General features: G+C 73.2%; 14 protein-coding genes. 6 read left to right on the forward strand and 8 right to left on the reverse strand.

What is annotated here, in order from left to right:
* Positions 1 to 590: 590 nt before the first annotated feature.
* Positions 591 to 1508, reverse strand: a complete 918-nt coding sequence (locus ABD335_RS24110; RefSeq protein ID WP_344327161.1) for a hypothetical protein — start codon at positions 1506 to 1508, stop codon at positions 591 to 593.
* 380 nt (positions 1509 to 1888) lie between these two features.
* Complete coding sequence (locus ABD335_RS24115) at positions 1889 to 2581, reverse strand: TetR/AcrR family transcriptional regulator (protein WP_344327163.1); 693 nt, start codon at positions 2579 to 2581, stop codon at positions 1889 to 1891.
* Positions 2582 to 2663: 82 nt separating this feature from the next.
* Between ABD335_RS24115 and ABD335_RS24120 the strand changes: the two genes are divergently transcribed.
* Positions 2664 to 3905 (forward strand): hypothetical protein, encoded by a 1242-nt coding sequence (locus tag ABD335_RS24120; RefSeq protein WP_344327165.1) that lies wholly within the window; start codon positions 2664 to 2666, stop codon positions 3903 to 3905.
* Between the two features lie 57 nt (positions 3906 to 3962).
* Here the strand turns inward: ABD335_RS24120 and ABD335_RS24125 are convergent, their stop codons facing one another.
* Complete coding sequence (locus ABD335_RS24125; RefSeq protein WP_344327167.1) at positions 3963 to 5138, reverse strand: sialidase family protein; 1176 nt, start codon at positions 5136 to 5138, stop codon at positions 3963 to 3965.
* Between the two features lie 387 nt (positions 5139 to 5525).
* On the opposite strand from ABD335_RS24125, the gene ABD335_RS24130 reads away from it, so the two are divergent.
* From ABD335_RS24130 to ABD335_RS24140, 3 genes are all read left to right on the forward strand, one after another.
* The gene (locus tag ABD335_RS24130) at positions 5526 to 7013 is read left to right on the forward strand and encodes an MFS transporter (protein WP_344327169.1); all 1488 of its coding nucleotides are present in this window, start codon (positions 5526 to 5528) and stop codon (positions 7011 to 7013) included.
* Positions 7010 to 7597, forward strand: a complete 588-nt coding sequence (locus ABD335_RS24135) for a TetR/AcrR family transcriptional regulator (protein ID WP_344327171.1) — start codon at positions 7010 to 7012, stop codon at positions 7595 to 7597. The genes ABD335_RS24130 and ABD335_RS24135 overlap by 4 nt, the downstream gene beginning before the upstream one ends.
* Before the next feature lie 176 nt (positions 7598 to 7773).
* Positions 7774 to 8391 (forward strand): hypothetical protein, encoded by a 618-nt coding sequence (locus ABD335_RS24140; protein WP_344327173.1) that lies wholly within the window; start codon positions 7774 to 7776, stop codon positions 8389 to 8391.
* Positions 8392 to 8406: 15 nt separating this feature from the next.
* On the opposite strand, the gene ABD335_RS24145 is transcribed toward ABD335_RS24140, so the two are convergent.
* The 3 genes from ABD335_RS24145 to ABD335_RS24155 all read right to left on the reverse strand — a co-directional run bounded on the left by ABD335_RS24145 (position 8407) and on the right by ABD335_RS24155 (position 10191).
* Positions 8407 to 8880 carry a Zn-ribbon domain-containing OB-fold protein gene (locus ABD335_RS24145; RefSeq protein ID WP_344327175.1) on the reverse strand — a complete coding sequence of 158 codons (474 nt, stop codon included), beginning with the start codon at positions 8878 to 8880 and terminating at the stop codon, positions 8407 to 8409.
* A gap of 241 nt (positions 8881 to 9121) precedes the next feature.
* Complete coding sequence (locus ABD335_RS24150) at positions 9122 to 9343, reverse strand: hypothetical protein (protein ID WP_425583726.1); 222 nt, start codon at positions 9341 to 9343, stop codon at positions 9122 to 9124.
* 137 nt (positions 9344 to 9480) lie between these two features.
* Positions 9481 to 10191, reverse strand: coding sequence for a hypothetical protein (locus ABD335_RS24155; RefSeq protein ID WP_344327179.1), 711 nt, complete (start codon positions 10189 to 10191; stop codon positions 9481 to 9483).
* Positions 10192 to 10421: 230 nt separating this feature from the next.
* On the opposite strand from ABD335_RS24155, the gene ABD335_RS24160 reads away from it, so the two are divergent.
* The gene (locus ABD335_RS24160) at positions 10422 to 10925 is read left to right on the forward strand and encodes a hemerythrin domain-containing protein (protein ID WP_344327181.1); all 504 of its coding nucleotides are present in this window, start codon (positions 10422 to 10424) and stop codon (positions 10923 to 10925) included.
* Between the two features lie 142 nt (positions 10926 to 11067).
* Here ABD335_RS24160 and ABD335_RS24165 read toward each other — a convergent pair whose 3' ends face one another.
* Together ABD335_RS24165 and ABD335_RS24170 are read right to left on the reverse strand one after the other, a co-directional pair.
* Positions 11068 to 11688: a hypothetical protein gene (locus ABD335_RS24165; protein WP_344327183.1), complete on the reverse strand. Its 621-nt coding sequence runs from the start codon at positions 11686 to 11688 to the stop codon at positions 11068 to 11070.
* A 237-nt stretch (positions 11689 to 11925) separates the two neighbouring features.
* Entirely contained in the window at positions 11926 to 13386 is a 1461-nt protein-coding gene (locus ABD335_RS24170; protein WP_344327185.1) for a PucR family transcriptional regulator, read from the reverse strand.
* 112 nt (positions 13387 to 13498) lie between these two features.
* Between ABD335_RS24170 and ABD335_RS24175 the strand changes: the two genes are divergently transcribed.
* On the forward strand, positions 13499 to 13977 hold a 479-nt coding region (locus ABD335_RS24175; RefSeq protein ID WP_344327187.1), incomplete at its 3' end, for an arginase family protein.

A 13977-nucleotide genomic window follows, 5' to 3' on the forward strand; every position in this document is an offset into this window, starting at 1 on the left:
GGCGACGACGACGTGGTGGACGCCGAGATCGTCGACGACGACAAGTCGAACAAGGGCGACAAGGGCGACAAGGCGGCGTGAACGAGGCCGTGCGCCTCACCGTCGACGGCACGGACCCGGGAACGCGCGGAGCTCCGCGGGAACCGATCCCCGCGGAGCCCCGCGGCGTTCCTGCCCCCCCGCCCGTCACCCGCTGTGGCCTCCTGGCGCGGTCGGTGACGACACGAACGCGGGGTCCTGGAAGCGGAGTTCCGCTTCCGACCCCGGCCCCGAGGTGGTGCGCAAGGCTCCGGCGTCCCCGGGGCGAATGCGAGCGGAACGACCTCGGAAAGCGTGCGATCCGACGGGGGACCGATGGGCGAGAAGGAGCCGACCAGGGGCCGGGACGGAGGCGGCGGAACCCCGCGGAACCCCTCGGATGATTTTCCGGGGGTTTTCACACGTGCGCTGGGGGTGGCTCGGTCGTAGCCACCCCCAGCGGCGTACGGAATGCGGTGGAGCGAATGCGCCGCCGCATTCCTATGGTGCGAAGCGAAGGGTCACGGAGTCACGACTCGAAGACCGTCCGGTCGAGACCGCATGGGCGGACCTCAGCCGAAGATGTTCTTGAACAGGGAGTCGAAGTTGGCGTGGCGGTAGCTGCCCACGGTGTAGATGTCGTACCCGCGGTGGCCGTTGTCCTTGCGGTACTCGTCGTACCCGTTGTCCTTCTTGCCGTACCCGTGGTCGTGGCCGTACCCGTTGTTCTTGTCGTGGTCACCGTTGTCGTGACCGTTGTCCTTCTTGTCGTGGCCCTTGTCGTGGCCGTATCCGTTGTCCTTCTTGTCGTGGTCCCTGTCCCTCTCGTCGTGGTCCCTGTCCTTCTTGCCGTACCCGTTGTCCTTCTCGTCGTGGCCGTTGTTCTTGTCGTGGTCACCGTTGTCGTGACCGTTGTCCTTCTTGTCGTGGCCGTTGTCGTGGCCGTTGTCCTTGCCGTGGTCCTTCTTGTCGTGGTCACCGTTGTCGTGACCGTTGTCCTTGCCGTGGTCACCGTTGTCGTGGCCGTTGTCGTGGCCGTTGTCGTCGGTGGAGGCGTGGGCCTTCACGCTCTTGGCGTGGGCACCGTGCTTGTCGGCGCTGGTCTTGCTCTTGTGGTAGCTGGAGCTGTCGCCGTCCTTGCCGTTGTCGTGGCCGTTGTCGTGGCCGTTGTCGTCGTGGTCGCCGTTTCCGCCGGTGGAGGCCTTGGCCTTGACGCTCTTGGTGTGGGCACCGTGCTTGTCGGCGCTGGTCTTGCTCTTGTGGTAGCTGGAGCTGTCGCCGTCCTTGCCGTGGCCGTCGTGGTCGCAACCGCAGCCGTCATGGGTCTCGGCGTGGGTGCTTACCCGCTCGGTCCAGGCGCCGTGCTCGTCGGCCTTCGTGAAGTACTTGTCGTAGCTGGAGGAGTCGGCCACGGCCACGCCGGCGGACGCGATCAGCAGCAGCGGGGTGGCGAGGGCGCCGGCGACGGCCCGACGAGTGAGCTTGCGCATCACATGAATCCTTGTCCATAGAGATGGGCCGAATCCCAGACGGATCCGGTGGGCACAGATTTTTACTTCCTCGGAATGCGGGGAATGGGCCCAACACGAGGGGAAATTCGTCCATTTGAGATGGGCGCGCAGCTCACGGTGCCAATTCGCGCGTACCCGATTCGCTCGTTCGGACGCCTTCGTTCGGCTTAATATCCACCCCTCGGCGGATTGTTCGTCGAAGAACGCGACACGCCCTCGGCACCGATGTCGAAATCTTCTGCCGCGCCTCGGAAACCGGGGTTCGGCGTGCCGTTCCCGCCGTCGCCCGACGGGGCGAATCCCCTGCGGCGCCCCGCACGGCGGAGCCCCCGTGCCGACGCCGCCGGTGACCGATGAGATCAGGTGCCGAGCCCTGCCTCGATCCCGTCGAGGACGATTTCGAGACCGAGCATGAACGAGCCGTCGAAATCGGCGTCGTCGAGCCGGGTGTGCCGGGCCAGCGTGGGGTGGCTCTCCCGCTGTCGGTCGAGGTGTTCCCGGGCCCGACGGCGGAGTTCGGCCTCCGCCGCGGAGTCGCGCATCCTGCTGCGCCAGGTGCTCTCCATGGCCGCGTACCCCTGAACGTAGTAGGTCAGGGTTCCCACGGCGGCGGTGAGGCGGGGCCCCTCCAGTCCCGCCTCGACCAGCAGGGAGTGGAACACCTCGGAGCGCGCGAGAGCGTGTGGGCCGAGCATCGGACGGGTGGCCATCAGGGTGGGCAGCCACGGGTGGCGCCGCATGACGTCCCTGCTCTGGACCAGTTGCCGGGTGAGGGCCTCACGCCAGGGCATCCCGTCGGGGATGTCGAGGTCGATCTCGGCGACGGCCTCGTCCGCCGCGAGGTCGAAGACGTCCTCCTTGCCGGCGACGTACTCGTACAGCGACATGGTGCCGGCGTCCAACCGGGCGGCGAGGCGGCGCATGGACAGGCCGGCGACCCCCTCGACGTCCAGCAGCGCGACCGCGGCCCGGGCGATCCGCTCCCGGGACAGCCGGGGCTTTCGAGGGCGCTCCGGGGAGAACCAGATCGTCGAGGGACGTGGCCGCGGCATCCCGGACTCCTTCCGTACGACGTACGGAAAATCGTACGTCTAGCTTCTTGCCGGATCCGACTTCCACACGGAGGAGAGACCGATGACCGTGACACCACGGGAATGGCTGCGGGACTACGCGTTACTGGCCCTGCGCATCAACGGGCGCATGGAGGGAGCCGCCACGGGGACGCTGCTCGTCTACCGGGGACCGCGGGAGTGGAGCGAACAGGTGGCGGGCGAGGAGCCTCCCCCGGTCGGGAAACTGGTGGACGACGCCGAGGCGCTGCTGGACGAGGTGCCGTTCGGGCCCGAGCGCGTCCGCTACCTGACCGCGCAGGTGCGGGCCATGCGGGCGGTCGCCCGGCGGTTGGCCGGGGAGGACGCGCCGCCGGCGGAGCAGGCCCGCGAGTGCCTGGGCATATCGGCGCACCGACTGCCGGAGGAGACGTTCGAGGAAGCGCACGCCCTGCTGGACGCCGCCCTGCCCAAGGGCACCGGCTCGCTGACGGAACGGTTGTACGCCTGGCAGCGGGCCCACACGCTGCCGCCGGAGCGGATGGACCGGCTGCCCGCGCTCGTCGGCCGGGCCGTCGCCGAGACCCGGCGGCGGACCAGTGCCATCGTGCCCCTGCCGGAGGGCGAGGTGGTCGACTGCCGCGTGGTGCCCGGTGCGCTCTTCCGGGGGGCCGGGGACTACGAGGGAGGGCTGCGGTCGACCATCTACCTCGGCGACCGGCCGTTCAACCTGGCCGACCTGCTGTACGTGGTGGCACACGAGGGCCACCCCGGCCACATCGCCGAGTCGCTGCTCAAGGAACGCGTGCTGGTGGAGGAGCGGGGCTTCCTCGACCAGCAGGTCCGGTTCATGCTCGCGCCCTCCTTCGTGATCAGCGAAGGGCTCGGCCTGCACGCGCAGGAGATCGTCTTCCCCGGCGACGAGGCCCAGCGATGGCTGACCGACCACGTGCTCGCCGAGGAGGGCATCGGGTCCGACGGCAGCGACTTCGCCGCGATCCACCGCGCCCAGAACATCCTGTTCGGCGTCCGGGCCAACGCCGCGTTCCTGGCCGCCGAGGGGCGTTCGGACACCGAGCTCGCCGACTACCTGTCCCGCTGGGCGCTGCTCTCCGACGCCGAGACCGCGGCGACGCTGGACTCGCTGCGGGCCACGGGCATGTCGCTGTACATCCTGGCCTACTACCACGGCTGGCGGCTCCTGGACTCCTGGCTCGACGCCCCCGACCGCACCGCCAGGGTCCGCCGCCTGCTCACCGAGCAGCTCCTCCCGGCCGATCTGCATCCCGCGGACCGGCCCGACACCGAGGAGGGGGACCCGGCCTGACCCCGCGTCCGGGCCCGGCGCGGGACCACCGGGCCCGGACCCACCGGGAGGGACGCGTCAGGGGGCGAGGGAGGCGACGGGCACCCTGGCGAAGGCGATGGTCTCGTACGGGGACCGGCCGCCCGTCTCGTACAGGACCCCCACGGTGTCGTGGTCGAGCCGGACCAGGTCGGAGTACGCGGCGGGGCGCTCCGTCAACCGCGGCCCGTCGCGCCAGGCGCGGCCCAGGTCGTGGCTGACGCGCAGCGTCATCGCCCTCCGACCCGCGGGGTCGGCCGGTCCCGCGAAGAGCAGGAACGGCGGGGCCGGAGGCCGGGGCTCGACCCACAGCAGACTGCCGTGCACCACGGGCCCGACCAGGGCGGGCTGGGGGCGGTAGGGGGTCAGCAGCGCCGTGCCCCCCGGTTCCGCGTAGGCGTCGACGCGGGTCGCGGTCGACGTGGGGCTCTGGTTGCGGACGTTGGAGTAGATCCGGCCGTCGGGCAGTTCGGCGAAGGTGTTCTCCTCCAGCCGCAGGTCCTCGTCCGCCGGCTGGGCCACGTAGCCGACGTGCCACGTCCGCCCTCCGTCGTCGCTGTACAGCGAGTGGGCGCCGGAGCGGTACGCGGAGGCCGCCGAGCGGTGGCTGTGGTTGGCCGGCACCAGCAGACGGCCGACGCGCGGGCCGTGCCGCAGGGCCAACCCGTGACCGGGGCCCGTGCCGTACCAGTTCCAGTGCTCGGGCTTCACCTGCCCGGTGATCTCCCGGGGAGCCGAGAAGGTGACGCCGTCGTCGTCGCTGTACTGGACGAACACCCGGCGGTGCGCCATCACCCCGTGGACGTTCCGACAGCTCAGCAGCACGATCCGGCCGGTGGCCGGATCGACGACGGGGGAGGGGTTGCCGATGGTGTCCCGCCCGGCGTCGGCGACCACCCGCAGCGGGCCCCAGGTACAGCCACCGTCGAGCGACCGGCGTGCCACCACGTCGATGTCGCCGTCGTCCGCGAGGGAGTCGACGCGTCCCTCGGCGAAGGCGACGAGCACGCCCGGGTCGGCCGCTGTGCCGTCACCGCCGACCTCGACCACGGCCGGGACGCGGAAGCCGCGGTAGCCCTCCGTGTTCGAGGTGAAGGGCACCGACTCGGCGCAGGCGTCGGCCGCGGAGGACGGGCGCGCCGACAGCCCCGTGACGAGACCGCCCAGCAGCGCCAGGAGGGCGATCCCCGCCGAGCGGCGGAACGTGATGATCATGAGAGCAGTGTGCGGACGATCATATGTCCGCGGGAGGAACCACGCCGCGTCGTCCACTCGACCGCGCCGTACGGCGTCACGAGATGTCACGAGGGACCTGAGCCGGGGGGAGGGGTGTGTGGGCTCAGGCCCCTCGGTCACGGAACCGCGGGGGAAGCGAATTCCTGTGCATGTGACGCCCGTACAACGCCGCGCGGCGCAGAAAGGTTACGCCGCCGTTCGTCGCGCGCCCCCCGCGCGCCCCCGCGGTGCCGCCACCACGGTGTGAGCCGCGGCCCCCTCCCGCGCGGGAGCCGCCGGAGCCGGGCGGGCGACCCCTGGAACGTCCTGTGTCATCATGTGTAGACATCACGCGATGACAAAACGACGAGAGGAGCGGCCCCGCCTGTGCAGCGGACGAGCACACCTTCCCTCCGGCGGCAGCGGGCGCTGGTCCCGGTGCTGGTCTCCCTCGGCCTGTTGGTCGCGATCGTCAGCAGCCTCGGCGCTCCGCTGATCCCGACGATCGCCGCCACCCGGCACGTCCCCGTCTCCGACGCCCAGTGGTCCCTGACGGTGACGATGCTCGTGGGCGCGATCGCCACGCCGACGATGGGACGCCTGGGCGACGGGCCGCACCGCCGGAAGGTGATGCTCGCCGGCCTGGCCGCGGTGCTCGTGGGCAGCGTGCTGGCGGCCCTGCCGCTGGGCTTCGCCTGGCTGATCGCCGGACGTGCCCTCCAGGGCTTCGGCATCGGCCTCACTCCGCTGGCCATGGCGACCGCCCGCGACGCCCTGCCCCCGGAGCGGGCGCGGTCGGCGGTGACGACGCTGTCGCTGACGGCCGCCGTGGGAGTGGGCCTGGGCTACCCCGTGACCGGGCTCGTCGCGGAGGCGTTCGGCGTGCACGCCGGATTCTGGCTCGCCGCTGCCGCCGCCGGTCTGGCCCTGGTGGCCGCCGCCGTCGTCCTGCCGCCCCCTCCGCGACGGCGGGCACACCGGCTGGACGTCCTCGGAGCGGTGCTGCTCGCCGCCGGCCTGGCCGGGCTGCTGTTCGCGCTCACCCAGGGCGAGGGCTGGGGCTGGACGTCGGCCCGTCTGCTCGGCCTGGCCGCCGGGTCGGCCCTGCTGCTCGTCTGGTGGGTCCTCCACGAGCTGCGCACGCCGCATCCGCTGGTGGACGTGCGGCTGGTGCGGGACCGGGCGGTGCTGGCGGCCGACCTCACCGGAGTGATCGCCGGTGTGGGGATGTACCTGCTGATGTCGTCGGTGACCCGCTTCGTGCAGACGCCGACGAGCGCGGGCCACGGCTTCGGCGCGTCCATCGTCGTCACCGGACTGGTGCTGGTGCCCTTCTCGGTGGCCAGTCTGGCGGCCGGTTGGCTGGTACGGGCCCTGAACCGCGTCCTTCCGCTCGGCCGGATCATGCTGATCGGCTGCCTGGTCTCCCTGGTGTCCGCGCTGTCCTTCGTGTTCGCCCGCGACCACCTGTGGCAGGTCTTCGCCACCATGGCCGTGGCCGGACTGGGCATCGGCGTCACCGTGGCCGTCATGCCGGGGCTGATCGTGAGCGCCGTGCCCGCGGAGGAGACCGGCAGCGCGATGAGCTTCAACCACGTCGTGAAGTACGTCGGCTACTCGACCGGCAGTGCGCTCAGCGCCGTGGTGCTCCTGGCCCACACCGGCCCGGGGCGGGACCTGCCCTCGAACGACGGTTACGGGACGGTCGGGCTGGTGGCCTGCGGGGTGTGGGTGGTCACGGCCCTGCTGGGGCTCCTCCTGCTCCGGTCGCGCGGTTCGGGAGCCCGGACCGCCGTGGCGGTGGACGCCGGGGACGCGGGGCCGGCGCCGCTCCGCGAGGACGGCCCCGCCCGACCCGTCCGGGCCGACCGGTGAGCGGCGACCGGCTCGCGCGCCGCCGCGACTCCGCCCGCAGCCGCGAACTGCTGCTGCGGGCGGCGGTCGAGCTGTTCGCGGAGAAGGGCTTCGACCGTTCCACGGTCCGTGAGATCGGGGAGCGGGCGGGTGTGGACCCGGCGCTCATCGCCCGCTACTTCGGCGGCAAGACCCAGCTCTACATCGCCGCGCTGCGGGCCGAGAGGGGCGACACCGTCCGGGCCGACCTCCTCGACCCGGAGTACCTGCTCGAACTCCTCGAACGGGTCGATCGTCGCGGCCCCGGCCCCCTCCTCCGGGCCGTCGTCCAGCCGCACGCCGACCCGGAGGCCCAGGACGCCGCGCGCGCCACCCTGTACGCCCGGCTGGTCGAGCCGCTGCGCGAACGCTTCGCCCGGGAGGGACGGGACCGCCCCGAACTGCGGGCCGAGATCGTGGTGGCGGCGTTCGTCGGGGTGCTGCTGGGGCGCCGTTCGGGCGTGTTCGACGGACTCGCCCGGGTGGGCTCCGACGACCTGGCCGCACTGCTGCGGGACACCCTCGCCCCGGACGGCGACCGACCACCGCCGCACCGTCCGGAGTGACGCCCCGCGCCGCCGGGGAAGCCGTCCGGGAGACGGCCGGGGCCGCCACCGGAGCGCGGTGGCGGCCCCGGCCCCGCCCGCCCGACGATGGACGCCTCGGCGGGACACAGAGCCGACCGGGCCGACCGGGAGCGCTCCGGCCCCGCCCGCGCGGCGAGGGAAGGGAGGCCGTCGCGGTGAAGGGCGCGCTGCGGTTCGACGGCTGGATCGCCGGCGTCGGCACCTCCTCCGGTACGCGGGTGGTGGTGGGGCACTGGGTGCGGTCGCCGTTCGGGCCGTTCAGCGACGTGATGCTGGAGGAGGCGGACGGCCGGCGGGTCCTGCTCGCCCCGACCCGGCAGGTCGCGGACTTCGTCGCCGGCGTCTACCGCTTCGACCGGGTGCGGGTGGTGCCGACGTCGGTGCACGTGGCGGGAGCGGTCTGGAGCGTCGCGGCGGGGCCGTTGGCGCTGCGGTTCGCCGTCGGTCGGCGGGGCCCGCTCGGACTGTTGCTGCGGTGCGTGCCCGGAGCGCTCGCCGCCCGGCCGGCCTGGGCGACGTTGACCGACCTCCCGGCCCGGCTGCTGCCGGGGGTGCGGACGCGGGGAAGCGCGGGAGCGGGACGCCGGGAGTGGTACGGGGCGCGGGATCTGCGTCCCGTCACCGCGGCGGCGGGCTCGTTCGAGGGCGAGGACCTGGGCGGGCTCGCGCCGGTCGACCCCCCGGTGCGGTTCGGGTTCGGCTCGACCCCGCGCGCCCCCGCCGTGGTGCGGGTGGTCTCGACGGTGGGGCCGGTGCGGGGCCGTTTCGGGTGAGCCGTCCGGCGCCGGTCAACGCCACGCGGCGGGCAGGTGATCGGCGTACGGGTCCTCGCAGAGCCGGAAGACGGGCTTCCGGTGTCCGTGGGCGGTCTCCGGGGCGAGGCGGACCCGCGCTCCGGTGTGGACGCCCTGCGGCGGCGTGCCGGTCACCGTGGAGCGCACCTGGTACCCCTCGTCCATGGTGATCAGGGCGACGGTGCACGGCGTACCGGCGCTCCGGTCGACGGAGATGACGCGGCGGACGACGCCGGTGCCGCCGCCGGCCTCCCGGTCGAAGTCGGTGGAGGCGCACACGGGGCACAGCAGGCGTCTGAAGACCGGGGTCCGGCACCAACGGCAGCGCTGGTAGTACAGCCCGTCGTGGTGCGGCTCGCGGAGATCCCCGCCGGTGTCCGAGGGGGTGGGGGAGGGGGCTGGGACGTGTCCGCCGTCGACGACCGCCGCGTCGTCCTCACGGACATCGATCACGGTACTGACCACCATGTCGTCTCCCTGCGCTCGGCTGGAGCAACTGATGTGCCGCGTGGGTGGGCCGTGCCGATTCACGGAGCGGCAACAGCCACACGATATGGCACTCGGTGTCAACCGTAAAGGCACTGAGTGTCTTTACGGTGTTCCCTGCCCCGAGCCGACATCCCCGGCGAGCCGTCGACGCGTGGCGGAAGGCCCGCGGCGGCCGTGCCCGGCCCGTGCCGGCCGAGGCGCCGGTCGCTCGGGCCCGCGCTCAGACCCAGGTGTACTTGCCCCCGCCGACCCACCGGACGGTGGCGGGGTCGTCCAGGTCCACCGGGCCCAGACCGGCCTCGAAGGCCAGGCGGACCACGTCGGTGATGTCGTGGGCGACCCCCGCGGGCTCGCCCCTGATCTGGACGACGCGGAACGGCCGGTCCCCGTGGGTCACGCCCCAGACGATGATCGGAGCCTGCGCCGGTGTTTCGTCGGTCACGTCACCCATCCTGGAGCGGCGGCGGCGACGGCGCACTTCGGCCGGGGCCCGTGGTGTGGTCCTCCGGGCGTCCGACAGCCCCCGGTCGGTGCCGTTCCGTGCCCCGTCCCCGCGCGGAAGGGGCGGGGCGCCTCCCCTCACCGTCCGGTGTACGGCCCCGTGTAGCCGGGACCGAGGCCGCGACGGCGTGGGCGGGGGGTGAGGGAGGTCCCACCGGTCAACGCGTCGACGACGCTCCGGGCGGCCTGGGGGGTGAGGCCGGCGCTGACCTGTCCGGAGCCGAGGACGCGGGCGTAGGTGCCCGTCCCGTGCGGGGCGAGTGCCTCGGCGAGCGCGGCGGCCGCGGTCCGGGCCGGTCCACCGCCCCACAGCTCGTCCGCCTCGACGGGACGCGCCCGGCGGGGGAGCGCGCCGCGCGGCAGGAGCAGGGCGGCCAGGGCCTGCGCGTCGGCCGGTGCCATGGTCACGGTCACCAGCGCGGGGCCGAGGTGGTGGACGCGGTGTCGGACGATGCCGTGGGCGGTCAGGGCCCGGCGCAGGGCCGCGCTCGTGACCGACTCGGTTCGCGGAACCTCGTCGTCCGGCACGGCGTCCTCGGTGTGGGTCTGCTCGGTGCGCTCCAGGAGGGCCGCGACGGCGACCGGTACGACGGAGAGGATGTCGGCGCACTCCGGATCGAGCCGGCCGAGAGCACCGGCCAGCACCTCCATGGCACAGGCCGCGTCCTCGATGGCTCCCGCGCTCCAGCCCCCCGGCTCCGCGGCGTCGGCCAACTCGCACGCGGCCACCACCACCGTCTCGGCGAGCTGGTCCAGGCGGGCCGATCCGGCCTTGGCAGACGGCTTCATGCCCCTCCCGTCGGTTCCTGTCACTTCCCGTCGCTTCCCGTCGCTTCCCGTCGCTTCCCGTCGATCGTGCCGACGTTCCGGTGAACCGGGCGAGGACCACATGATGCCGGGCGCCGGGGAACCGGAGTTCGGCCCCCGGCGGACAGTGGCGCGGGGACGCCTGAGGCACGGGATACGGGGTATCCGCCGGACCGAATCACCGCCGTTGTCCACGACAAGGAGGAACCGGTATGCCGTCCTCAGCGACCGATGTCGTCGAGCTGATCCTGCGTGACCACCGGAAGATGGAGGACCTCTTCCGGACGATGCGCAACGTCGAGGCCGACCGGGCGGGCGCGTTGGGCGAGTTCGCCGCCCTCCTGATGGCCCACTCCGCCGCCGAGGAGGCGAAGGTCTATCCGGCGCTGCGCCGTTACAAGAACGTGGACGACGAGGACGTCGAGCACAGCGTCCACGAACACCAGGAGGCCAACGAGGCGTTGCTCGCCCTGCTGGAGGTGGAGGACACCGCCTCGGAGGAGTGGGAGGAGAAGCTCGAGGAACTCGTGACGGCGGTCAACCACCACGCGGACGAGGAGGAGCGCACCCTGCTCAACGACGCGCGCGAGAACGTGAGCGACGAACGGCGCGCGCAGCTCGGAGAGGCGTTCGCCACGGCGCGCGAGGAGCAGTTGGCCGCCGACTGCGGAAGCATCGAGAACGTGCGCAAGGTCGTGGCCTCCGGGAAGAACTGAGGCCGCCCGCCGAACGGTTCGGCGCGACCGAGGTCACCAGGACGGACACGGCGCCGAGGTGCGGTCCGCCGCGGACCCGGACCACGTGCGGGTGCCCCCGGCCCTCCCTCGGCGGAGGGGGCCGGGGGCACCCGCACGTCCGTCAGTACAGCTTGGCGACGGCCGTGACCGTCGTCCTCGTGAAGTCGGCCACCTGCGCGTGCCGGAAGGTGCCCATCTGCCCCCAGTCCACGACCGTGACGGTCCTCCCGTCCCGGCCCACCGAGAACAGGTGGATGTCGGAGGCGCCCCAGGAGTGGGCCGTGTGCACGCCGTACACGCGGGCGCCGTCCTCGACGCGCAGCCTGCCGTAGGACCTGAACTCGGCGGTGACCTCGGGGTCCTGCTGTTCGGTCCGCTCCGCGCACCGCCGGATCGCGTCGTTCAGCAGCGCGGCCAGGTCCTTGGCCCGTGCCTCGTCGCGCTCCACGACGGTGACCTGCCGGGCGCTGGTGTCGTACTCCGTCCAGAACGCGCGGTACCGGGAGGTGGCTCCGGGAAGGGCCTCGCCGTAGCAGAAGGGCAGCGGGTCCGGAACGCCGCCGGTGACCTCGCCCGCGTACCAGGCGGAGGAGGGGTGGGGCGGCAGCTCCTCCGGAGCGAGGAAGGCGGGCGAGTCGCTCGCCGCGGCGGCGGTCGCGGTCGCGGCGAGGGCGCCGGCCGCCACGGCGAGCGCGGTGAGACCGATCGCGCCGGCGCGGCCGATGCGGGTGCTGGTGTTCATGTTCCCCCCGTTTCCGTGGTGTCTTCACCCGGTGTGACACGCCACGCCGGTGAAAGGTTGGGCTGCGGAGCGCGCGGATCTCACGCTCGGCGCGCCCTGCCTCGGGGGCCGACGCCCCGGAGGCCCGGTCGTGCGTCGGCGACGAGTGTCGACGTGCCGCCGCCGTGCGGGGCGTGCCCGGCATCGCCGCCCACCGCCGGGGTGGCCGCCCTTTCCGGCCGGGCGGGCCGCGGCGGGTCAGTCGAGCAGGCCGAGCTGTCCCGCGGCCCGGATCGCCAGCCAGACCTCGGCGAACGCCTCGGTGGCGGACAGGTCGCGGCCGGTGAGCTCGCCGAAGCGGCGCAGCCGGTAGGAGAGCGTGTTCGGGTGGATGTGGAGGGCGGCGGCGGCCTCGTCCGTACGGCGGTCGCGCTCCAGCCACGTGCGCACCGACCGCACGAGCCGCGAGCCGTGCGCGGCGTCGTAGCGCAGCGCCTCGCCCAGGACGTGTTCGACCAGCGCGGTGAGCGCGGCGGGGTCGTCCGGCAGCCAGCGACCGGTGGCGTCGTCGCTGTAGCGGACGAAGGAGCGGCCCGACGCGGCGGCGTGGGAGACCGCCCACAGGGCCTCGCGCTGCGCGACCCGCAGCGAGGCGCCGGGGAGGAAGGGACGGCTCGTCCCGGCGGCGACCCCCGGCAGGGTCCCGATCGCCTCGCCGAGGCGGGGCGAGCCGAGGACGTAGCGGTCCTCGCCGCGGTTGAGCAGCAGGTACGGCCGGTCCTCCAGGGCCTGGAGGACCGCGTCCTCGGTCACTCCCCTGACCACCGTCAGGGCGATCTCGCCCTCGATGGAGTGCCGCAGCAGACGGCGCCGGGCGGCGGCGGGAGAGAGCGCCTCCTGGAGCAACTCGGCGAGGATCTCGGCCCCCTCGCGGCGCAGCGTCTCGCGTTCGGTGCGGACCATGGCGAGCTGGAGCGCGGCCACCGTCGCGATGTGCTGGACGACGGCGAGGCCCGCCGGACGCGTGCCCTCGCGCTCGAACGCGATGAGGAAGCCCGCCGTGCCACCGGGCGAGGGCACCGGAAGGGCGAACCCGCCGGCGATGGTGGGAGGGGCGTCCACCGAGGCGGGGATGGCGGACGGGTCGGGGGCCGGGACGCCGGGCAGGAGAGGGCGGCCCTGCGGGGTGCACAAGTGGATGTCGTACCCCGACAGTCTCTCCAGGCGGTGGAAGAGCGTCGCGGTGTCCAGCTTCTCCGAGGTCAGCCAGTGCAGCGCCCCGAAGACCTGGAGCTGCGCCCCGAGCCGGTGGCCGACGTCCTCCCGGACGGCGGTCGCGATCTCCTGCGCCACCGCGATGAACGGCACGGCCAGCGGGACCTCCAGGATCGGCAGGCCGCGCCGCTCCGCGGTGTCGAAGAACGCCTGGCGCAGCGGGGGCACGTGCAGCTGGGCGGAGACGGCGAGGGCGGCGATCCCGGCGTCGTCGAGCCGTTCCAGGTAGGCCCGCTGCCCGGCCGCCGAGCGGGGGATCGCGAGCCCCGTCGTCATGATCACCTCGGTGCCGAGCAGCCAGGGGGTGGGGTCGTCCAACTCGCTGACATGGGCCCAGGAGACGGGGCGGCCCAGCCCCGCGGAGCCCGCCAGCAGGCGCATGCGGAGCGCCGGGTACGACAGCAGTTCGCCGACGGTCATCCGGGGGTCTTTGTGGTCTTCCACAAAGCGAGCCTAACTCTTCGTTTCCATTCCAATTGTCGTGCGGATCGTCGCCTGTGCAGACTCTGGCGACCGGATCTTTACGTGTGCATCCGAAAAAGGTAAGGCGGCGGACATGACCGAACCCCGAGGGCCAGTCGACTCCTCCCGTGTCCCGCGCTTCGCCGGCCCGGCGACCTTCGCCCGGCTGCCGCGCCTGGACGAGGTGGACCGCGCGGACGTGGCCGTGGTCGGCGTGCCGTTCGACTCCGGCGTCTCCTACCGGCCCGGCGCCCGCTTCGGCGGCAACGCGATCCGTGAGGCGTCCCGCCTGCTGCGCCCCTACAACCCGGCCCAGGACGCCTCGCCCTTCGCGCTCGCCCAGGTGGCCGACGCGGGCGACATCGCCGCCAACCCGTTCAACATCAACGAGGCGGTCGAGACCATCGAGGCCGCGGCCGGGGAACTGCTGGACACCGGCGCCCGCCTGATGACCCTCGGCGGCGACCACACCATCGCCCTGCCCCTGCTGCGCGCGGTGGCCGGGCGGCACGGCCCGGTCGCCCTGCTCCACTTCGACGCCCACCTGGACACCTGGGACACCTACTTCGGCGC

Origin of the sequence: Streptomyces macrosporus (assembly GCF_039533145.1) — a bacterium.
GTDB lineage: Bacteria > Actinomycetota > Actinomycetes > Streptomycetales > Streptomycetaceae > Streptomyces > Streptomyces macrosporus.

Coding starts and splice junctions, on each gene's coding strand:
- ABD335_RS24110 (WP_344327161.1), bottom strand. CDS start 1,508: ATGCGCAAGCTCACTCGTCGGGCCGTCGCCGGCGCCCTCGCCACCCCG.
- ABD335_RS24115 (WP_344327163.1), bottom strand. CDS start 2,581: ATGCCGCGGCCACGTCCCTCGACGATCTGGTTCTCCCCGGAGCGCCCT.
- ABD335_RS24120 (WP_344327165.1), top strand. CDS start 2,664: ATGACCGTGACACCACGGGAATGGCTGCGGGACTACGCGTTACTGGCC.
- ABD335_RS24125 (WP_344327167.1), bottom strand. CDS start 5,138: ATGATCATCACGTTCCGCCGCTCGGCGGGGATCGCCCTCCTGGCGCTG.
- ABD335_RS24145 (WP_344327175.1), bottom strand. CDS start 8,880: ATGGTGGTCAGTACCGTGATCGATGTCCGTGAGGACGACGCGGCGGTC.
- ABD335_RS24155 (WP_344327179.1), bottom strand. CDS start 10,191: ATGAAGCCGTCTGCCAAGGCCGGATCGGCCCGCCTGGACCAGCTCGCC.
- ABD335_RS24160 (WP_344327181.1), top strand. CDS start 10,422: ATGCCGTCCTCAGCGACCGATGTCGTCGAGCTGATCCTGCGTGACCAC.
- ABD335_RS24165 (WP_344327183.1), bottom strand. CDS start 11,688: ATGAACACCAGCACCCGCATCGGCCGCGCCGGCGCGATCGGTCTCACC.